The following is a 20,373-nucleotide window of genomic DNA, read 5'->3' on the forward strand; positions in this document are numbered from 1 at the left end:
GAGCTGCGTTGAGGGGCGCCTTCCTGTGCCCCGCAGCCGCCGTCCTTCAGTTCCCCGAAGAAAAGGCTCGGGCGATCAGGCTCTGGCGAGCCCCTCGCCCACCAGTTCAGGCTTTCCCGGCGCCTCCGGGGATCTCAGAGGCTTGAAGATCAGCAGTAGTAGCGGCAGCAGGGTCAGTGAACCCAGCAGCGCTGCGGACATGGCCAGGGCTGTCAGCAGACCGAAATAAATCGACGGCACGAACTTGGACAGCGCCAGAATGGAGAAGCCGGCAATAATCGTAATGGCGGTGTAAAACATCGCGCGGCCGATCGTCGCATGACTGCGATGCATGGTCGCCACGTAGTCCCCGTCCTTGGCAAATTCACTGCGGAACCGGTACAGGTAGTGAATCGCATGGTCCACGCCGATGCCTACGGTAATAGCCGCAATGGTGATGGTCATCATATCCAGCGGAATACCGGCCAGCCCCATGCCCCCAAGCACCACTGCCGCCGCCAGCATATTGGGAACCAGGGCGATGATCGCGATCGACAGCGAGCGGAACAGCACCAGGAACATCAGCAGGATACCGACAAACACAGCCCCCAGAGTCAGGATCTGCGACTTGAACAGGCTCTGCAGCATGTTGTTGTACAGCACCAGCAGACCGGTTTGACGGATATTTTCCGGCGCAATGCCCATGTCGTCGTGGGCGTAATCGTAGATGCGCTGGATCAACTCATCCCGGCGCAGATTGGGGTCAGTCTCCATCACCCGCAGGGTAATTCGGGCCTGGCTGTGTTCAATGGAGAGGTACGGCTCCACCAGCACTTCATTAATTTCTGCCGGCAGGCCGGTGCGGGCAACGGCCAGCTCGAAATCATTGAGCGCACCGCCATTCAGGTCGCGGGCCACCTTGTACAGAGTCGCCAGCGACTGCACCTTGCCAATTTCCGGCTGGCGCTCGAGGAAATTGTGCAACCGCTCAATCTTTGACAGACCGGCGACGGTGAACCAGTAGCTGGGTTCCACGGTTTCGGATTCCGCGGCGAAGGGGTCATCAGACGCAAAGGGATCTTCAGCCGCAAACGGATCTCCCGCTTCTCCGCCCTCGCCTTCGGCATCCATGGCGAACGGATCCTCTTCCCCTTCAAAAGCGGGCTCGTCCACCTGGGGCTTATCGAGAATGATGTCCAGGGTTACGGTTCCGCCCAGGCGCCGGTCAATCACCAGCATGCCCTGGTAAATTTCCGTGGAACTGTCGAAGTAATCGATGAAGCGGTTTTCCACCTTGAGTTGCGTCGCACCCACGGCTCCGATGACGGCGGCAGCTGCGGCCACCAGCAACACCAGCGCACGACGGCGCTCGGCAACACGGGAAAACAACAGGGTAAACGCGTGGGAATTGTCCTGGCCGAGCCCCTCGGTACGCTTGGGCAGCAGCATCAGAACCGTCGGGATAATCAGGAACGACAACACCAGCGCCAGCGCCACACCGATGGTCATCATCCAGCCGAAGTCGATTACCGGCCGGATACCGCTCACCACCAGGGAAGCGAAAGCCACAATCGTGGTCAGCGCTGTGTACAGGCACGGCTTGGCCATGAAGCGCACTGCCTCCAGCGCCAGGCGACGCCGATCCCACTCGGGGTTCTGGGCGGCGAACTCCCGGTAACGTACCGAAAGGTGAATGGTGATCGCCAGGGTGATAATCAGCAGCAGCGCCACGAAGTTGGCAGAGATGACCGTCAGGCGCCAGTCCAGCCAGCTCAACAGCCCCAACATCACCACCGCGGTAACGATACAGGTACTGAGCGGCAGCAGAACCCAGCGTACCTGCCGGAAGATAATCAGCAACGTGATGATGATAAACAGCAGAATACCCGCTCCGAACACCACCAGGTCGCTCTTGATGAAGGCAATCATGTCGGCGGTGATCATGGACACACCGCCGAGGAAGAGTTCTGCTTCGCCCTTGTAGCTGTCGAGGATACCGCGCACCACTTCCACCCGCTCCCGGGAGATCAGGTCCTGCTCGGTGCGGTGCTTAAGGTAGGTTGCGCTCACCTCCTCGAGTCGCGCAGCCTCGGATTCAGTCAGCCCCTCGCTGTCGCGCTGGCGGCGCAGGGCATCCCGTTCGCGCACCAGTTCCAGGCCACGACGATCCAGCTCCAGGTTCACCAGCAGGGCGGTGGTCTGGCCATCCGGGCTCAGGATCAGGTCCCGGTAAATGGGGCTGGAGAGAAACTCCTGCCTGGCTTCGTCTTTGTCGGTTCCGGGCGTGGAGAGCGTGCGGATACCATCGGCCAGCTCGGAGATTTCCGGTTTCGGGCTGTACAGTAGCGGCACATCGAGGATGGTCTGAACACTCTCGACCCCCTGCACCTGGGCCAGCTCATCGCGCAACTTGCGCAGGGTGTTGAGGGAAGCCTCATCGAACAGGTCGCCCTGCTTGTAGCGGTATGTCACTACCAGGAAATCGCCACTGGCGTACCGCTCGGCGATCTCACGGTAGTAATCCAGGGCCTCATCCGCCTCCAGCGTGAGGGAGTCGGCGGAAGCGTCGATTTTGAACCGCGGCAGGCCGAAAGCCGCTGCAATGGTCAGCAGCGCAACGAACACCAGCACGCCTTTCGGGTGCCGGGTGACCAGGTTCTCATAGGTGGTCTTGAAAGCAGACAGCATAAAGATTCGCTTACGGTAAGAATTCTTATCACCGTCCCGCCGGGCAGGCAGAAAGGTGCAATCGCGGCAAACTGGCCGCCGGTCTCCAATGGGTCAAGGTATCAGGGCCTGTCCAGGTGCCCCAACTCGCGATCCGGGAACAACAGATCCCGCAGGCGGCGTTTTAGTTCCTTTGCGGATGGAAATCCACCATCCCGTTTGCGCTCCCACAGCAACTCGTCATTGACGAGAATCTCGAAGGCTCCGCCGGTCACGGGCTCCAGGGTCACACCGCGGAGATCCCCGGCAAACGTATGCAGCAGCTCCTGGGCCATCCAGGTCGCCCGCAGCATCCAGTTGCACTGGCTGCAGTAGCGGATGGTGACCGAGGGTTTCACCGCTGCGGTGCCTCACCAACCGAGCCCGGCTCACCCCAGCGGGGCAGCAGGCCCTGTTCGACACCCAGCTGATCCAGCAGCCGTGCGACCACGAAATCCACCAGGTCCTCCAGGGTCCGCGGCCGCTGGTAAAACCCGGGGCTTGCCGGCAGTACCATTGCACCCATACGGGTCAACTTGAGCATGTTCTCCAGGTGAATCTCTGAATAAGGAGCCTCACGGGGGACCAGTATCAGCTGGCGGCGCTCTTTCAGGGCCACGTCAGCGGCCCGCTCGATCAGGTTGTTGGAGGCCCCACAGGCAATCGCGGACAGGGTGCCACCGCTCGCGGGGCAGATCACCATGCTGGCCGGACTGCCCGTGCCGGAGGCCACCGGCGAGAACCAGTCCCGCTTGCCGAATAGTTTCAGCTGGCCTTCTTTCGCATTGAAGCGGTCCGCCAGGAAAGCCACGACCGCAGTGTCGTCATCGTGCTGTGGCAACTGGCAGTCCGTCTCGGTGTCGATCACCACCCGCGCGGCATCGGATAACAACAGCCACACACGCACATCGGCAGCCAGCAGACACTGCAGCAGGCGCAGGCCGTACTGAGCCCCGGAGGCGCCGGTCATGGCGAGTGTGACGGTCTTGGAAAAAGCTGCTTCGGCCAATTCTGTCTCTACCCGGGAGCCTGTTGTGCCCCTCAATCAAAAGCCCTGGTATTACAACCCGGGGTTTATAACAGCCTCCCCGGGCTCATCAGGCCCCGGACGGATCGCGCTTCTGCTCCAGCACGGCCAGCAGCCGCTGGTGGATTCCGCCAAAGCCGCCGTTACTCATAACAACGATATGGGTACCGGGCTCGGCCAGATTGACCGCGGATTCTACCCCAGCGTCGATGTTGTCGAAAATCTTTGCCGGTACACTGGAATGGTTAACCACATCGCCGAGGGACCAGTTCATGCCCTCCGGCTGATACCAGAGCACCAGGTCGGCGCCGGCACAGGCCCGTGACAGCTGATTCTGGTGGATACCCATACGCATGGTGTTGGAGCGCGGTTCAATCAGGGCAATGATCTTGTCCTGCCCCACCCTAGCCCGCAGGCCGTTGAGGGTGGACTCGATGGCGGTGGGGTGGTGGGCAAAATCGTCATAGACCCGCACGCCACCGACCTCTCCCAGGCATTCCATCCGCCGCTTGACTCCCTCAAAGCTGGCCAGCGCCTCGGCCGCCACCTCCGGGTCCACCCCCACGTGGCGGGCCGCCGCCATGGCGGCCAGGCCATTGCGCACATTGTGCATACCCGTGTGCGCCCACTGGACACGCGCGATCTCCGCGCCGCGGAACTGCACCGCAAAGGAACTGCCATCAGCGGCCACATCCACCGCACACCAGTCACCCAGGCGCACGCCATCCTCCGCCTCGGTAGCGAAACGCTGCACTTCGGTCCAGCAGCCCTGCTCCAGCACCTGCTCCACGTTGTCTTCGGCAGCGGCGACGATCAGGCCATTGCCCGGTACCGTGCGCACCAGGTGGTGGAACTGCCGCTGGATCGCAGCAAGGTCGGGGAAAATGTCCGCGTGATCGAACTCCAGGTTGTTGATAACCAGGGTCCGCGGCCGGTAGTGGACAAACTTGGAGCGCTTGTCGAAGAAGGCGGTGTCGTATTCGTCCGCCTCCACTACGAAAAAGGAGCTTTCCCCAAGGCGGGCCGAGACGTCGAAATTGCGCGGCACGCCGCCGATCAGGAAGCCGGGTTTCATGCCGGCATGCTCGAGAACCCAGGCCAGCATGCTGGCCGTGGTGGTCTTGCCGTGGGTACCGGAGACCGCCAGCACCCAGCGCCCGCCCAGGAAGTGGTCGCACAGCCACTGGGCACCAGAAGTGTACGGCAGGCCCTGCTCCAAGACCGCCTCCACTGCCGGGTTCCCCCGCGACAGGGCATTGCCGATGATCACCAGGTCCGGGGCCGGCTCCAGCTGCGTGGGGTCGTAACCCTCGGTCAGCGCGATACCCGCCTGTTCCAGCTGGGTGCTCATGGGCGGATAGACATTGGCGTCGCTGCCGGTGACCTTGTGGCCCTCCGCGACCGCCAACTGGGCGAGACTGCCCATAAAAGTGCCGCAGATACCTAGAATGTGAATATGCATAGGGGTGTCGAAAGCTCCTCTCAATGGCCGCAAGCTTACCATGTGGCCACATATTAGACCCGGAACAGGCACACCCCGAGCGTGCAGAGTCGGTGCATTTACGCCCTGATTCCATTAGACTCCGCCCCCGAAATTGCCAGCCTCAACCCCCCTGCAGGATGACCATGTCGAAAAAGAACGCCTTTTACGCCCAATCCGGCGGCGTTACCGCCGTTATCAACGCCTCTGCCTGTGGCGTGATCGAAGCAGCTCGCGAACACAGCGACAAAATCGGTCACGTGTATGCCGGGCGCAACGGTATCCTGGGCGCCCTGCACGAAGAGCTGATCGATGTGAACCAGGAGGACGTCGAGACCATTGCGGCCCTGCGCCACACCCCTTCCGGCGCATTTGGTTCCTGCCGCTACAAGCTGAAAAGCCTTGAAGAAAACCGCGCAGAATACGAGCGCCTGATCGAGGTGTTCAAGGCCCACGATATCGGCTATTTCTTCTATAACGGCGGCGGCGACTCCGCCGACACCTGCCTGAAGGTTTCCCAGCTCTCCGAAACCATGGGCTACCCGATCCAGGCGATCCACATCCCCAAGACCGTCGATAATGACCTGCCCCACACCGACAACTGCCCGGGCTTTGGCTCCGTGGCCAAGTATGTGGCGGTCTCCACCATGGAAGCAGCACTGGACGTGGCCTCCATGTGCGCCACCTCCACCAAGGTATTCATTCTCGAGGTCATGGGTCGCCATGCCGGCTGGATCGCGGCCGCGGGCGCACTGGCCCAGCAGCAGGAAGGGGATGCGCCCCACATCATCCTGTTCCCGGAAGTGGCGTTCGACAAAGAGAAGTTCCTGAAGAAAGTACAGGACACCGTGGCCGAAAAGGGCTATTGCGTGATCGTGGCTTCGGAGGGTGCCCAGTACGCCGACGGCACTTTCCTGGCCGACGCCGGCACCACCGACGCCTTCGGTCACAAGCAGCTGGGTGGCGTTGCCCCGACCCTGGCCAACATGGTCAAGGATGAGCTGGGTCTGAAATATCACTGGGCACTGGCCGACTACCTGCAGCGCGCCGCCCGCCATATTGCCTCCGCCACTGACGTCTCCCAGGCCTATGCCGTTGGCCGCGCCGCAGTCGAAATGGCCCTAGATGGCAAAAATGCCATCATGCCCTGTATCGTCCGCGACCAGGGGCCGGAATACGGCTGGTCAGTGGGCGAAGCACCGCTGTCCGAGGTGGCCAATGTGGAAAAGATGATGCCGAAGGAATACATCAGCGAAGATGGATTCGGCATCACCCAGGCTGGCCGCGACTACTTGCTGCCGCTGATCCAGGGCGAGGACTACCCGCCATTCAAGAATGGTGTGCCGCAGTATGCGAAGTTGAAGAAGGTGCTGGTGGACAAGAAACTGCAAGACACCTTCAAGGGTTAAGCGACAGGTCCTCTCGATCTTTCAAAAGCTGCCGTCGCGTACCGTTGCCCGCCTAACGAACCTGGTGGGCGGTGCCGCTACCGGGTATAGCTTTGTGAGACACGCCGTAAACCCCTCCCTGGGGGCTCTGCACCGCCATCCGTGGCGGTGAAGGTCTCACAAAGCTATACCCGGCATCGCCACCTTCGCGGGAGGTTCAACTGACCCAACAACATTGTGCTCTCTGCGATTTCTTTTAACTTTAGCGCTCCTCGCCCACGCGCTCTGCCAGGATTTCCCCGGCGATACGGAACGATTTTAACCGCGCGGCGTGATCGTACATGGCCCCGGTCACGATAAGCTCGTCGACCCCGGTCCGCGCGAGAAATCGATCGATCCACGCCGCCACGCTCTCCCGATCCCCCACCGCAGTCTCTGCCAGGGCCTGTGCCACCTGCTTTCGCTCCATTGCCGGACCGATGCTTTCCGGGTCATCCACTGGCGGCTTGAGCGGCCCCGGAGTACCGCGACGCAGGGCGATAAACTGCTGCTCGATAGATGTCATCAGCCGCCGCGCTTCTGCACCCGTTTCCGCGGCAAACACATTGATCGCCGCCGCCGCGTAGGGTTTCTGCAGATATTCCGAGGGTTCGAAACGCTCGCGGTACAGGTGCAGGGCCTGATCCAGCATCGCCGGGGCAAAATGCGAGGCAAATGCGAACGGCAGGCCCAGTGCCGCTGCCAATTGGGCACTGTAAAGACTGGAACCCAATAGCCAGACCGGTACTTTCAATCCTTCACCGGGTACTGCCTGCACCTTTTGCCCGGGTTGTGCGGGCGCAAAATAGTGCAGCAGCTCCTGCACATCCTCGGGAAAATGATCGGCAGCGGTAGTGGGATCGCGCCGAAGCGCCATCATGGTGGCACCGTCAGTACCGGGTGCCCGACCCAGACCAAGGTCCACCCGACCCGGATAGACAGCGGCGAGGGTCCCGAACTGCTCGGCGATCACCAGCGGTGCGTGATTGGGCAACATCACACCGCCGGCAGCGACACGAATTCTCTCTGTGCCCGCCGCGATATAACCCAGCGCCACCGCCGTAGCCGCACTGGCAACACCCGCCATATTGTGGTGCTCCGCCATCCAGAAGCGCCGATAGCCGAAGCGCTCTGCATGCTGTGCCAGCTCGAGGGAATTGCGCAGAGCGCGACTCGCATCTCCATCTTCGGTGATTGGGGACAGATCGAGGAGGGAATAAGTTTGCACAAGAGCTCCCGGCGGCTTGAAGAGAATCCCTGAAGGCAGATAAAGCGGGCAATACAGGCTAACTTGCCGGGCACCTCAATTTCAAAGACAACGGAAAACACACCGCCAGGGAACCCAACCGCGGGCTTTCAGAAAAAGAGCCACCTATCGGAATGCCACTCCCCACAACAGGGCACGTAAAAAAAACGAGCCTGTTGACTCGTTTTCGTACTTTCGGTGAGATCGGAGGTTACGAGTCCTGACTGCCCCATACTTCCTCTAACCTCTGGTCCCGCCCACAGCGGTACCGGTAGTACTTGTAACGGACCGGATTGCGCTGGTAGTAATCCTGGTGATAGCGCTCTGCCGGATAGAAGGTCGCCTCTGGCACGACCTGAGTGGCGATGGACTTGCCCAGCTGCTGTGCTACTCGCTGCTTGCTCGCCTCCGCCAGCCGCTTCTCTTCGGCATTGCCGTAAAAAACCGCACTCCGGTAATGGTCACCGCGATCACAGAACTGGCCGCCGCCATCCAGCGGATCCACATTTTTCCAGAACACATCCAGCAACTGCTGGTAACTGATTTTGTCGGCGTCATAGGTGATCTGCACCACCTCGGCGTGACCGGTACCACCACCGGAGACCTGCTCATAGGTTGGGTTAGGCACCTTGCCGCCGCTGTAGCCAGAGGTAGTCTTGAGCACACCATCGAGTTTGTCGTAGGGCGGTTCCATGCACCAGAAACAGCCGCCGGCAAAAACGGCGGTCTGAATATTCCCGTCCGACTCCTGGGCACTGACCAGCGCCGCCATGGTTAGCAGCCCAATTGCAATCAGCCTGCGCATCTTCACCTCCAGTTCGCTCTTTTCCTGTTTGTCTGTATACGCGCAGAATTGTTACAGGTTCAGTGCGCCACTGCAGGCACGGGAAAAGATATCCCGATAAGCCGCGGCATCGAAAGGGATCGGGTTACTGCCAGCGGAGGGATCGACTGCCGCCATCTCCCCCACTCTTTGCGCCTGCGCACTATCGATGTCGATTTCCCCGAGGCTGTTGGGAATACCGATCATCTCCCGCAACGCCAGCACCCAGTGCAGAACGGCATCCACCCCCGATCCGTCCAGATCCAGGTAACGGGCCAGACGCACCATGGGCTCACCGATAACTTCACGATTGGCCTGCAGCACATAGGGCATCAATATCGCGTTGATGGTGCCGTGATGCTTGTCGTACAGGGCGCCGATCGGATGGGCCAGTGCGTGCATTGCACCGAGGCCGCGCTGGAAAGCAGTAGCGCCCATACTCGAGGCCACCAGCATTTGCTGCCGAGCCTCCAGGTCACTGCCATCCGCCACAGCCCTCGGCAGGTATTCCTTGACCAACCGGATACCCTCGAGGGCGATACCTTCCGCCATGGGGTGAAATGCGGGTGCGCAGAAGGCCTCCAGGTTGTGTGACAGGGCATCCATGCCAGTAGCGGCAGTGATGGCAGAGGGAAGTCCCAGCGTCAGCTCCGGGTCCAGGATCACGGTGGCCGGGAGCATCTTGGGATGAAAGATGATGCGCTTGAGCTGCGCTTCCTCATCGGTGATCACGGACGAGCGCCCCACCTCGGATCCGGTGCCTGCTGTCGTTGGCACGGCGACCACCGGCACCATGCCGGACTCGTCAACTCGCAGGAAATTGTCCCCCACATCCTCAAAGTCCCAGATGGGCCGACGCTGCCCCACCATCAGCGCGATGGCCTTGCCCGCATCCAGTGCCGAGCCACCGCCCATGGCAATGACGCCATCGTGCCACCCGACCCGCAGCGCCTCGACACCATCCGCGACATTTTTCCCGTTGGGATTACCTTTGACACTGCTGAAAAGCCCCACCTTCAGGCCAGCCGCTGAGCAGAGCCCCATCGCCCGTTCCACCATCGGCAGATCTGCGAGCCCCGGGTCCGTCACCAACAGGGGGGCGCGAATACCCAGCGCCACACAGGTATCGGCGAGGTCGGTGATGCGGCCCGGCCCGACGCGCATCGCCGTCGGGTAGTTCCAGTTATTGTGAAAACGTTGAGTATCCATAGCTATCAGAGGCCTAGGGCCGCTTCTTCAGGTGGAAAGATTTGGGACGGGTCAGATGTTCGTAACCAACAGTGGAAAGTGTGCAACCGCGGCCGGACTGTTTGACGCCCGTCCAGGCCAGAGCCGGGTCCAGATAGTCGCAGCGGTTCAGTAACACGGTACCGGTTTGCAAGCGCTCACCGATGGTCCTCGCAGCATCGATGTCCCGACTGTAGATGGCGCTGGTAAGGCCGAAGTCACTGTCATTCATCAGTGCAATCGCCTCTTCATCATCTCGCACCGGCTGCACCCCCAGCACCGGGCCAAAGGATTCCTCCCGCATCACCCGCATCTCGTGATTCACTTCGGTCAGAAGCTGCGGCGCCAGGTAGGGCGTACCCGGGCGATCCGCGGGAAAAGCCACCGGATCGATATGGGCGCGTGCGCCGGCGGAAAGCGCCTCGTCGATCTGCCCGCGCACAAAGTCTGCGGCGGCAGTGCGCACTAGCGGCCCCAGTGTGGTATCCGCTTCATCCGGGCGGCCAAGACGATAATCCTTTACCAGCGCCACGGCCCGTTGCACGAAGTCGTCAAAAAGGCTCTCGTGCACATAGAGCCGCTCGATGCCGCAGCAGGACTGCCCGGAATTGAAATAGGCCCCATCCACCACACTGGCCACGGAAGCCTCCAGATCAGCATCCGCGCGAACGTAGGCGGGATCCTTGCCTCCCAGTTCGAGCCCCACATGGATGAAACGCCCGGCAGCTACACGCTCAACCATGGCACCGCCGGGCACCGAGCCAGTAAAAGCGACGTGGTTGATTTCCGGCGCACTGATAAGGCGTTCTGTGTTGCCGTGACTCAGGTGTAAATACTGGATAACCCCGGCTGGCAAACCGGCCTCGATGAACGCTTCCACCATCCGCTCGGCACAAAGCGGCGTCTGGGCCGAGTGCTTGAGTATCACCGCATTACCGGCCAGCAGAGCGGGCACCACCGCATTCACTGCAGTCAGGTAGGGGTAATTCCACGGTGCAATCACCAGCGAAATGCCCAGTGGTTCGCGGCGGATAAAGCGCTCGAAGCCCTCTTTTTCCGGCAGCCGGATATCCGCCAGCGCAGCTTCGGCAATGTCCGCCATATAGTGAGCGCGCTCGGCAAAGCCGAGTATCTCGCCACTGGCAAACCGAATCGGCCGCCCCATCATCCAGGTGAGTTCCGGCCCCAGCTCTTCCTTGCGGTCGACAAAAATTTCCACCGCCCTGCGCACCAGTGCCACCCGATCCGCCAGCGGCGTGTTACGCCAGAAAGGCTGGGCACGGACGGCAGCATCCAGTGCCTGGCGGATATCCCCCTCCGCAGCCAGGGGGCGCTCGACGTAAAGGGAACCATCAACCGGCGACAGGCATTGCAGGGTGGTCATGGAGGGGCCTCGCGGGTGATCAGATAATCTCGAAGTAGCGATCCAGCTCCCAATCGCTCACATGACGGCGATACTCCCGCTCTTCCCACTCGCGGCTGGCCGCGAAGTGGTCGACGAAGGCGCCCCCAAACAGCTCGCGGGCGGCATCGGAGCCACGCAATGCCTGGGCGGATTCCCACAGCGTGCGCGGAAGTGCAATCTCTTCCGGTTGCTCCAGGGCATAGGCGTTACCAGCCACCGGCTCTGCCGGCTCCCACTGCTGTAATACGCCGTAAAGACCGGAGCCCAGTGCGGCCGCCAGCGCCAGGTAAGGGTTGGCATCGGCGGCGCCGAGGCGGTATTCCACCCTTTGTGACTTGTCGCTGCCCGGAATGACCCGCAGGGCGGTGGTGCGGTTTTCGATACCCCAGGTGGCGTCTGTTGGCGCCCAGAACCCCGGCACCAGGCGGCGATAGCTGTTGACCGTTGGGGCCATCATGCTGAGGAACTCCGGCATCAGGCGCTGCTGCCCGGCAACGAAATGCCGCTGCACGGCGCTCATGTTCTGCGGATGTTCTGGGTCGAAGAAGGCGGAGTGGCCGCTGTCGCGATCTCGCAGGGACAGGTGGATGTGCCCGCTCTGGCCGGGATAGTCCCCGGACCACTTGGCCATAAACGTGGCCATCAAGCCGTTGCGCTGCGCCAGCACCTTGATAAAGGTCTTGAACAGCGCCGCTTTGTCCGCGGCTGCGGCAGCGCCATCCACGGCAATCGCCGCCTCCAGCACCCCGGGGCCCGTCTCGGTGTGCAGGCCCTCGATGGGGAAATCCATGCGCTCCGCCACATCGAGGATCTGCCGGTAGAGCTCTGCGTGGACAGAATTGCGGATCATCGAGTAGCCGAACCAGTCCGGCGTGAAGGGCTTCAGGTTGCGGAAACCTTTCTCACGGGCGCTGTCCGGGGTTTCATCGAACAGGAAGAACTCATATTCCAGTGCGCCGAAGGGCTCGAAGCCGGCGCTCTGGCAGCGTTCGATGATGCGGCGCAGCGTCGCCCGGGGGCACACAGCCTCAGCCTGCAGGTCGAACTCTGCCAGAAACAGCAGCATGCCGCCTTCAAAGGGCACATCGCGACAGGTCTCCGGCAGGATACGAACCGGGGCATCCGGATAGCCGGTGTGCCAACCGGTGTACTGGGTATTGTCGTAGAGCTGGTCCTTTACATCCCAGCCCAACACCACATCGCAGAAGGAAAAGCCGTGCTCCAGGGAGGAGAAGAACTTCTCGCGGCTCATATATTTGCCGCGCATGACGCCGTCGTTATCAAACAGCCCCACCTTGATGTGGGTGAGGTTGCGCTCCTCGACGATGGCGCGGGCCTCACTGGCAGTGCGGATGGATCGCGGATCGAGCATGGCCGTCCGTGCCTCTTTTGTTGTTATCGACCCGGTACAGGATAGACGCGACCACCCGCGGCAATGCGCGAAGAGACACCAAAAGACAACAAACTGCCGCCAAAACCGCGTTTGAGTGAATGAACTCCCGTCAATGGGGCGGCTTTCCGGGGCGCGGCGCAGGGTTTATAATCCGCGCTCCCAAATTTCGACCACCCTTTCAGTCAGGACCAGCAATGAGCTTCGACAAGATCCCCGCAGGTAACGACCTGCCCAGCGACATCAACGTCATCATCGAAATCCCGGCCAACCACGACCCGATCAAGTACGAGGTGGACAAGGATTCCGACGCTGTATTCGTAGACCGTTTCGTCGCCACCCCCATGTTCTACCCGGCCAACTACGGCTACGTGCCGCAGACCCTGTCTGAAGACGGCGACCCCCTGGACGTGCTGGTTGTTGCGCCCTACCCGGTAATGGTCGGCTCCGTGATCCGCTCCCGCGTGATCGGTGTCCTGAACATGACCGACGAATCAGGCGTTGACGCCAAGCTGCTGGCGGTACCGCACACCAAGCTGACCAAACTGTACGACCACGTACAGGAAATCGGCGACCTGCCGGAGCTGCTGGTCAAGCAGATCGAGCACTACTTCGAGAACTACAAAGCCCTGGAAGCAGGCAAGTGGGTGAAAGTAGACGGCTGGGCCGATGCTGAAGCGGCACGCAAGGAAGTGATGGCCTCCCGCGAGCGCTACCTGAAAGAGGAAGGCTGATCGCAACTGTCAGCCAACCCATAAAAAAACCGGCCTGAGGCCGGTTTTTTTATGGGTGATGATCTGGACGAGCCCGCCCGTCGTTCAGTCCAGCTGCCAGTCCGGCACAGCAACCGCCGCTGCAGGCTTGCGCTCCCGCTCCCCTTCTTCCAGCAGGTCCCCTTCGGCGGGCTTCAGGCTCAGGTGGTTCACCTCGACTTGCACCGCCTCCTTTTTCTCCCGCTCATGATCCTTCACCAGATTGCCCTCCATTGGCGCGATGGACCAGTCGGGCCCACTGGCCGCAGCCGGCGCTGGCTCTGCCGGTGCCGCTGGCGGCTCAGACTGGGGTGCGGGCGCCGCGGGCTGGGAGGCAGCCGCTGTGGCGGGCTGCCCTTCTGGTTTCAGGGTCGACTGGGCACCGTTTTTTGCCAGCGTCGCCTGGAGCTGCCGGGCCTGGCTGTCAGTGAGGTTTTTCTTGATCGCCAGCGGGCGGCCGCTGAACAGTTTTTCGATAGTCTCCGGCCCGGCCTTGAACAGGCGGGCGAGGTTGGCTCGAACATCAGTTGCGGTATAACCCGGTTCCAGGTCCCCGCGAAAGATCACGCTGTAGCGAAGCTCCGACATGGGCTCTCCTCTCCTTACCCCTGGTGGGGCGTTTTATTGTTCTCGTAATTTTTCGGCCTATCCGTGAGCGCTGCCCAGCGCTCAGCGGTGCTCATCAGTGCTTTCATCCGAATCGCTGGCATCCAGTGTCTGGTCCATGGTGTAAGCGGGGGCGGCGGCCGTGAGTCCGCCCACCTGGCGGGCGGGCACACCGGCCACGGTGCTGTGTTCCGCCACATCCGACAGCACCAGGCTGCCTGCGGCAACTTTCACTCCAGTGCCGATGCGCACCGGCCCCAGAATCTTGGCACCGGCACCGATCATCACCCCGCGTCCAATTTTCGGATGGCGGTCGCCACCACCACTGCCACTGCCACCCAGGGTCACGGAGTGCAGGATCGACACGTCATCCTCCACGACACAGGTCTCCCCCACCACCAGGCCGGTCGCGTGGTCGATCATGATACCGCAACCAAAACGGGCGGCCGGGTGGATATCAACGGCAAACTGCTCCGATACACGACTCTGGAAATACAGCGCCAGCGTGCGCCGGCCCTGCTGCCAGAGCCAGTGGGCGATGCGGTGCGACTGCAGCGCGTGGAAGCCTTTGAAGTAAAGAAAGGGCGTTATGTACTGGTCGCAGGCCGGGTCCCGGTCGTACCAGGCACAGATATCCGCCTGCATGCAGCGGCCGATACTGACATCCTGCGACAGCGCCTCGGCGATCACCTCCTGCAGCGCCGTCGCCGTCAGGGCGTTGTGGTCCAGAACCGACGCCAGCTGATAGGCGAGCGCGTCATTCAGGGACTTGTGGCGCAGGATAGTGTTGTGGAAATAGCTGGCCAGCACCGGCTCACCCGCGGCCACCTCGCTGGCCTCGGCACGCATGGCATTCCAGATATCCCGCTGTTCAATATCGCCGTTGATAAGCGATCCTCGCTCTATGAATTCTGTGGTGGATAGCACTGTAGCGGCACCTGCACGAAACGCTCAAAGATAGCATCCAGATGCTCAAGGACGGTTTCGCCCAGCTCCAGGCTGCTCTTGCGAACCCGTTCTCCCAGTCGCTCCACAGTCAGCAGCGCCTGCAGTTCCAGCGCCGCCGGTGCGTAACTCAGGTGCCAGCGCTCCGGTGCCACACCGCCGCGATCCTCTGCGTAGGGTCGGAACAGGCCGTAGCTTTCGCCGGCGGCGATACGTTCGTCGAGCCAGCAGTGGAAAGGACCAAAAAGTCCCTCGTCGCAGACTTCCTGTGGTGTCAGCTGAGGCTGGTAATTATCCGGCATGGCGGCGACATCGACCACATCAAAGTCCGTTCCCCAGTGGTGCCGTGAACCACCGGGCAGCGCCGACCAGCGCAGAATGGCAAACACCACGTCCTCGGCAGCGAGTTTTTCGAAATCGAGAGGCTCCCCGGCACTGTCCAGCAGCGGCCGCTCGCCGCGCGCCTTGCGATTCCAGATGGTCTGCTGGCGATCAAAACTGCGAAAACCCGACACCACCTGTGGATCAAAGCCGACATCGCGCGCATCTTCACCGAGCCGCTGAAAGGCGACCAGAGCTTCCGGGTGCATCAGCTGGCCTGAGCCGGGCTCCAGGATCACATGATCGTCGCTGAGTCCGAACAACATGCGTTCAAGGGGTGCGGTTAACATCAGCGGCTCCAGACTTGCCAGATGTAGGGTAAAACCTATTCTTCAGTACACAGGCTCAATGCCGTTTACTGTAACAAATCAATCACCCCGGCGCGCCGGAAATGCCGCAGGAGCCGAACCCTAAATCGATTTGAGAATGTTTTTTAATTGCAAAAACGGTGGAGTTTTAGCCTTTCAAACAAGTATGTTATGTTGGCTCGCCGGACACAGGATGTGACCGAGCGAAACCGTGCAACCGGTTGCCCGTGGAATCAGGATAGGGATATCACTCATGCACACGAACCAGTCTGAACTCCTGCAGCTCAAGAACCTGGGCCTCGCCTCCGTCAATATTCTGCATTCGGTCGGGATACGCTCCCGCGATGACCTGCACCGCGTCGGGCCGGTGGAAGCATTTATCAGTATCCGCAGCCGCGGCATCAACGCCTCCCGGGTGCTCCTCTACGCCCTTCAAGGCGCCCTGCTGGACGTGCACTGGAATGACCTGGATCCGGACCTGAAGGCCAGGCTGGCCAGTGAGGCCGACCGCCACCTGTCTTCCATGGGCAGGCGCTAACCCGAGGCAAAAACTACCCGCCGCCTTTTGCCGCCGGGCTTGAAACCGGGCCGGGCGGCCCTATCTACACTCTCTCTGATAGAACACACAATGGAGAGTGCCGATGTTGCGCATTGGTCTGTTTCTGATGACTAACCTGGCCGTTCTGGTTCTGGTTGGTATTGTTTTCAACCTGCTGGGCATTCCCGGAATCCTCGCCGCCAACGGCGTCGATCTCAATATGTCCGCATTACTGCTGATGTGCGCCATCTTCGGTTTTGGCGGCGCCCTCATATCCCTGCTGCTTTCCAAGACAATCGCCCGGATGAGCACCCGCACCCGAGTGATCACGCAACCGCAGAACGCGGATGAAAAGTGGCTGGTGGACACCGTGCGCGAACTGGCAGACAAGGCCGGTATCGGCATGCCGGATGTGGGTATCTTCCCCATGCCCCAGGCCAACGCCTTTGCCACAGGCTGGAACCGTAACAGCGCGCTCGTGTCCGTAAGCGCCGGCCTGCTGCAGCGCTTTCCCCGCGAGGAGGCCCGCGCGGTCATCGGGCACGAGATCGGCCACGTGGCCAACGGTGACATGGTCACGCTGGCGCTGATCCAGGGTGTGCTCAACACCTTCGTAATGTTCTTCGCGCGCCTGGTCGGTTTCTTTGTGGATCGGGTACTGCTGAAAAACGAGCAGGGGCTGGGGATCGGCTACTTCATCACCTCCATCATCATGGACATGATCTTCGGCGTGCTGGCGATGATGGTGGTGGCCTGGTTCAGCCGCCGACGCGAATTTCGTGCGGACGCCGCCGGCGCCCATCTCGCCAGCCGCGAGGGCATGGCCGCCGCACTGGCTCGAATCAAGGCGGAGTCCGAAGTGGGCCGCGAGGAACCCCTGCCCAGCAACATGAAGGCATTTGGCATCTATGGCAACATGGGTGCACTGCTCGCCAGCCATCCGCCGCTGGAGGATCGCATCCTCGCCCTGCAGAACCCCCGCGGCTAATTCGCGACCGACATAAAAGTGAGCGTGGGCCCGTGCGCCCACGCTGACCTCACAGGCTGGCATCGGGCAACCAGGGCCCATCTCGTACTAACAAGCTGACCTGTCCGACCATGAACAGACTGAAAATCCTGCGCCTCGCTTTCTCCCCCCTGCTGCTGATCCTGTTGCTCGTGGCGCTATCCGCCAGAGCCGACGCCAGCCCCCTGCCGGACTTTTCCACTGACGACGAACGCAACACCATGGAGGTGTTCAATTTCGCCAGTCCGTCGGTGGTGTACGTTACCAATGAGACGCTGGTGCGGGACCGCTGGAGCCTGCGTGTGCAATCGGTGCCCCGCGGCGCCGGCAGCGGTTTTATCTGGGACGAACAGGGCCATGTTGTCACCAACTTCCATGTCATCGAGGGCGCGCGTCAGGTCACTATCACCCTGCAGGATCGCAGCGAGTGGCCCGCGCTGCTGGTGGGCACGGCCCCGGAAAAAGACCTGGCCGTGTTGCGTATCGACGCTCCGATTGAACTGCTGAAACCACTGGTCGCTGGCTCCTCCCGCGACCTGGCGGTAGGCCGCAAGGTGCTGGCGATCGGCAACCCCTTCGGCCTCGATACCACCCTGACCACCGGTGTGGTCAGCGCCCTCGGCCGGGAGATCCAGGCGGCCAATAACCGCACCATTCGCAACGTGATCCAGACGGATGCGGCCATCAACCCCGGCAACTCCGGTGGTCCGCTGCTGGACAGCCGCGGACGGTTGATCGGCGTCAACACCGCCATCTACAGCCCCAGCGGCGCCAGTGTCGGCATTGGTTTTGCCATCCCCGTGGATACCGTGAAGAAGATCGTGCCAGAGCTCATTGCCCACGGCCGCCTGGTGCGGCCGGTACTGGGTATCGAGTCCGCGCCGGACCAGTGGGCCAGCCGCTATGGGTTCGAGGGTGTGGCGGTGCTGCGAACCGCGCCGGGTATGCCGGCAGAACAAGCCGGGCTGCGCGGCATCTACCGCGCACCCAATGGGGGCTGGCAGCTGGGCGACGTGATTGTCGGCATCGGCCGTCAGCCAGTGCGCAATTACGACGATCTGCTCAATGCGCTGGAGAACCACCGCGCCGGGGATGAAGTCAGCCTCAGCTACGTCCGCGATGGGCAAACGCGGGAAACTTCCATTACACTCGCCGCTCCGGAATAAATGCGCGCCGAAACAGGTGGCGCCAAGTAACACCGATTCCAGAGCTGGTGCAGTTATGCAGAAATATTTTCTTTGCCGATATGACGAACTGACCGAGGGGCAATCCAGGGGCTTCTCCCTCGGCGACACTGCAGCGGGCACGGACAATGTGTTCGCGGTAATGAAAGATGGTGAGATTTACGCCTACAAGAACTCCTGCCCGCACCGGGGCATCAACCTGGACTGGCAGGAAGACCAGTTTCTGGACCCGGACGGCGCCCTGATCCAGTGCGCGTCCCACGGCGCCCTGTTCGTCATTGAGTCCGGTGAATGCATTGCGGGGCCCTGTGCCGGTGAGGCCCTGACCCCGGTCCCCATCGAACATACGCAAGAAGGGCTTTACGTTCTCTTGGCGGAGTGAGCGCCGGGCCAGAAAGGTTCAGGCGCCGCCGAGAAATGGCAGCGCCCGCTCCAGCCGGATCTCCCCGGCACTGATCGCCGCCCGATAGGCCAGCACCTCAACCCCGGCGGCGACGGCCTCGTCCAGGGCCGCGGCATAGGCGGGGTCAATATCCCGCGCCGCCTCGACGGTCTCGATGCCCGAGTGCTGCACGCAATAGAACAACACGGCCCGCGCGCCGCTCCCGGCCATTTTCTGTAATTCCCGCAGGTGCTTTGAACCTCTTGCGCTGACGGCGTCAGGGAACAGTCCCCGCGCGCCCTCAGCCAGCGTCACGTTTTTGACTTCCACGTAACAGTCGCCCGGCTCGCCACTCAGCAACAGGTCGATGCGACTGTTTTCCTCGCCGTAACGCACCTCCCGGCGCACGTTTTCGTAACCCTGCAGCTCGCTGATAATCCCGCTTGCGATGGCCTCTTCAACCAGTGCGTTGGCGCGTCCGGTATTCACACCCGCCAGGGCCGACTCGGGGGTGGTGGTAACCTCCAGGGTGTGGCGGTATTTTCTTTTTGGATTACCGGAATCCGAATACCAGCAGGGCGTGGACTCTGCCCAGCAATTCTTCATGGAGCCGGTGTTTGGACAGTGGATGGTCAATAATTCACCAGTGGCAGTCTCGATATCGGCGAGAAAACGCTTGTAGCGGCGCAGCAGAGTCCCCTGCTGCAGTGGAGGATTAAACTTCACAGCGCAACCTTTGCGGATAATTTGAGCGCCAGAACATACCAGACAACATTTTGTGGCGCGAACCGCAGAGATTTGATAGCTTCCTCGCTCTCGGTCGCCAGGGGGTTTGGCGCCGGGGAGGGAAGAGCCTGTTGCGGTTTTCCGCCGATACCGGTCAGAAAACGTACCGCGCCGGAAAAATCCGGTCTAGGCTAGTGTGCTGATTCACGTGGTTTGAATAGCACACGTTGATTTTGGTGGTAGCGGCCCCATATTCGGGGGCCCGATTAGTAAAGAGAGGCAACGACTATGCCCAAAACTGCTGCGAGCACCGAATCTCTGCACGGCTTGGAGCCCTACAAGGAGAAGAAGGGCGAAGAGTACATGAATGAGAAGCAGCAGGAGCATTTCCGCAACTTGCTGCTGGCCTGGAAGGCCGAGCTAATGGCGGAAGTGGACCGCACCGTTTCCCACATGAAGGATGAGGCAGCGAACTTCCCGGACCCGGCAGACCGTGCCAGCCAGGAAGAGGAATTCAGCCTGGAACTGCGCACCCGCGACCGCGAGCGCAAGCTGATCAAAAAAATCGATGCGACTCTCGAGCTGATCGACCAGGACGACTATGGCTACTGCGAGGCCTGCGGTGTTGAAATCGGCATCCGCCGACTGGAAGCCCGCCCCACCGCCACGCTGTGTGTAGACTGCAAGACCCTGGCGGAAATCAAGGAAAAGCAGATTTCCGGTTGAGACCGGGTGTCTGGCGAGCACCGCTCGCTACTCGGGCTCACGCCCGGCCAGGGAAGGCCGGGCCGGGCGCCACTCCTGGGACGATTGCCGGGGCCCCACTGCATAAAGA

Annotated in this window: 20 protein-coding genes; 7 read left to right on the forward strand and 13 right to left on the reverse strand. The window is 61.4% G+C overall.

The window, feature by feature from the left end; translation table 11 throughout:
* Positions 1-75: 75 nt before the first annotated feature.
* From AWR36_RS11810 to mpl, 4 genes are all read right to left on the reverse strand, one after another.
* Positions 76-2,667, reverse strand: coding sequence for an efflux RND transporter permease subunit (locus AWR36_RS11810; RefSeq protein ID WP_067085180.1), 2,592 nt, complete (start codon positions 2,665-2,667; stop codon positions 76-78).
* Positions 2,668-2,768: 101 nt separating this feature from the next.
* Positions 2,769-3,044 carry a SelT/SelW/SelH family protein gene (locus AWR36_RS11815; RefSeq protein ID WP_197409267.1) on the reverse strand — a complete coding sequence of 92 codons (276 nt, stop codon included), beginning with the start codon at positions 3,042-3,044 and terminating at the stop codon, positions 2,769-2,771.
* Positions 3,041-3,655, reverse strand: coding sequence for a flavin prenyltransferase UbiX (locus AWR36_RS11820; protein WP_067085593.1), 615 nt, complete (start codon positions 3,653-3,655; stop codon positions 3,041-3,043). Before AWR36_RS11820 ends, AWR36_RS11815 begins: the two co-directional genes overlap by 4 nt.
* 127 nt (positions 3,656-3,782) lie before the next feature.
* Entirely contained in the window at positions 3,783-5,174 is a 1,392-nt protein-coding gene (mpl, locus tag AWR36_RS11825; RefSeq protein WP_067085182.1) for a UDP-N-acetylmuramate:L-alanyl-gamma-D-glutamyl-meso-diaminopimelate ligase, read from the reverse strand.
* Between the two features lie 164 nt (positions 5,175-5,338).
* Here mpl and AWR36_RS11830 point away from each other — a divergent pair, with 164 nt between their 5' ends.
* Positions 5,339-6,601, forward strand: a complete 1,263-nt coding sequence (locus AWR36_RS11830) for a 6-phosphofructokinase (RefSeq protein ID WP_067085185.1) — start codon at positions 5,339-5,341, stop codon at positions 6,599-6,601.
* A gap of 241 nt (positions 6,602-6,842) precedes the next feature.
* Here AWR36_RS11830 and AWR36_RS11835 read toward each other — a convergent pair whose 3' ends face one another.
* From AWR36_RS11835 to AWR36_RS11855, 5 genes are all read right to left on the reverse strand, one after another.
* Positions 6,843-7,847 carry an LLM class flavin-dependent oxidoreductase gene (locus AWR36_RS11835; protein WP_067085187.1) on the reverse strand — a complete coding sequence of 335 codons (1,005 nt, stop codon included), beginning with the start codon at positions 7,845-7,847 and terminating at the stop codon, positions 6,843-6,845.
* Positions 7,848-8,076: 229 nt separating this feature from the next.
* Entirely contained in the window at positions 8,077-8,670 is a 594-nt protein-coding gene (gene msrA / locus AWR36_RS11840) for a peptide-methionine (S)-S-oxide reductase MsrA (RefSeq protein WP_067085190.1), read from the reverse strand.
* 51 nt (positions 8,671-8,721) lie between these two features.
* Complete coding sequence (locus AWR36_RS11845) at positions 8,722-9,897, reverse strand: iron-containing alcohol dehydrogenase (RefSeq protein WP_067085193.1); 1,176 nt, start codon at positions 9,895-9,897, stop codon at positions 8,722-8,724.
* 13 nt (positions 9,898-9,910) lie between these two features.
* Complete coding sequence (locus AWR36_RS11850; protein ID WP_067085195.1) at positions 9,911-11,299, reverse strand: aldehyde dehydrogenase family protein; 1,389 nt, start codon at positions 11,297-11,299, stop codon at positions 9,911-9,913.
* A gap of 19 nt (positions 11,300-11,318) precedes the next feature.
* Complete coding sequence (locus AWR36_RS11855; RefSeq protein ID WP_067085197.1) at positions 11,319-12,692, reverse strand: glutamine synthetase family protein; 1,374 nt, start codon at positions 12,690-12,692, stop codon at positions 11,319-11,321.
* A gap of 215 nt (positions 12,693-12,907) precedes the next feature.
* Between AWR36_RS11855 and ppa the strand changes: the two genes are divergently transcribed.
* Positions 12,908-13,444, forward strand: a complete 537-nt coding sequence (gene ppa, locus AWR36_RS11860; RefSeq protein ID WP_067085200.1) for an inorganic diphosphatase — start codon at positions 12,908-12,910, stop codon at positions 13,442-13,444.
* A gap of 84 nt (positions 13,445-13,528) precedes the next feature.
* On the opposite strand, the gene AWR36_RS11865 is transcribed toward ppa, so the two are convergent.
* The 3 genes from AWR36_RS11865 to AWR36_RS11875 form a co-directional block, all read right to left on the reverse strand.
* Positions 13,529-14,050, reverse strand: a complete 522-nt coding sequence (locus AWR36_RS11865) for a hypothetical protein (RefSeq protein WP_067085202.1) — start codon at positions 14,048-14,050, stop codon at positions 13,529-13,531.
* A gap of 81 nt (positions 14,051-14,131) precedes the next feature.
* A complete protein-coding gene (gene cysE / locus AWR36_RS11870) occupies positions 14,132-14,995 on the reverse strand; it encodes a serine O-acetyltransferase (RefSeq protein ID WP_456299178.1) in 864 nt (287 codons plus the stop codon).
* Positions 14,971-15,684, reverse strand: coding sequence for a M15 family metallopeptidase (locus AWR36_RS11875; RefSeq protein WP_067104687.1), 714 nt, complete (start codon positions 15,682-15,684; stop codon positions 14,971-14,973). The genes cysE and AWR36_RS11875 overlap by 25 nt, the downstream gene beginning before the upstream one ends.
* 271 nt (positions 15,685-15,955) lie before the next feature.
* Here AWR36_RS11875 and AWR36_RS11880 point away from each other — a divergent pair, with 271 nt between their 5' ends.
* The 4 genes from AWR36_RS11880 (at position 15,956) to AWR36_RS11895 (ending at position 18,812) form a co-directional block, all read left to right on the forward strand.
* The gene (locus tag AWR36_RS11880) at positions 15,956-16,240 is read left to right on the forward strand and encodes a TfoX/Sxy family protein (RefSeq protein WP_067085209.1); all 285 of its coding nucleotides are present in this window, start codon (positions 15,956-15,958) and stop codon (positions 16,238-16,240) included.
* Positions 16,241-16,343: 103 nt separating this feature from the next.
* A complete protein-coding gene (gene htpX, locus AWR36_RS11885) occupies positions 16,344-17,228 on the forward strand; it encodes a protease HtpX (RefSeq protein WP_067085211.1) in 885 nt (294 codons plus the stop codon).
* 110 nt (positions 17,229-17,338) lie between these two features.
* Positions 17,339-18,412 (forward strand): S1C family serine protease, encoded by a 1,074-nt coding sequence (locus tag AWR36_RS11890; RefSeq protein ID WP_067085214.1) that lies wholly within the window; start codon positions 17,339-17,341, stop codon positions 18,410-18,412.
* A gap of 55 nt (positions 18,413-18,467) precedes the next feature.
* A complete protein-coding gene (locus tag AWR36_RS11895; RefSeq protein WP_067085216.1) occupies positions 18,468-18,812 on the forward strand; it encodes a Rieske (2Fe-2S) protein in 345 nt (114 codons plus the stop codon).
* An 18-nt stretch (positions 18,813-18,830) separates the two neighbouring features.
* On the opposite strand, the gene sfsA is transcribed toward AWR36_RS11895, so the two are convergent.
* The gene (sfsA, locus tag AWR36_RS11900; RefSeq protein WP_067085218.1) at positions 18,831-19,538 is read right to left on the reverse strand and encodes a DNA/RNA nuclease SfsA; all 708 of its coding nucleotides are present in this window, start codon (positions 19,536-19,538) and stop codon (positions 18,831-18,833) included.
* Positions 19,539-19,826: 288 nt separating this feature from the next.
* On the opposite strand from sfsA, the gene dksA reads away from it, so the two are divergent.
* Complete coding sequence (gene dksA / locus AWR36_RS11905; protein ID WP_067085220.1) at positions 19,827-20,264, forward strand: RNA polymerase-binding protein DksA; 438 nt, start codon at positions 19,827-19,829, stop codon at positions 20,262-20,264.
* Positions 20,265-20,373: the final 109 nt, after the last annotated feature.

Source organism: Microbulbifer flavimaris (assembly GCF_001641755.2).
GTDB classification, from domain to species: domain Bacteria; phylum Pseudomonadota; class Gammaproteobacteria; order Pseudomonadales; family Cellvibrionaceae; genus Microbulbifer; species Microbulbifer flavimaris.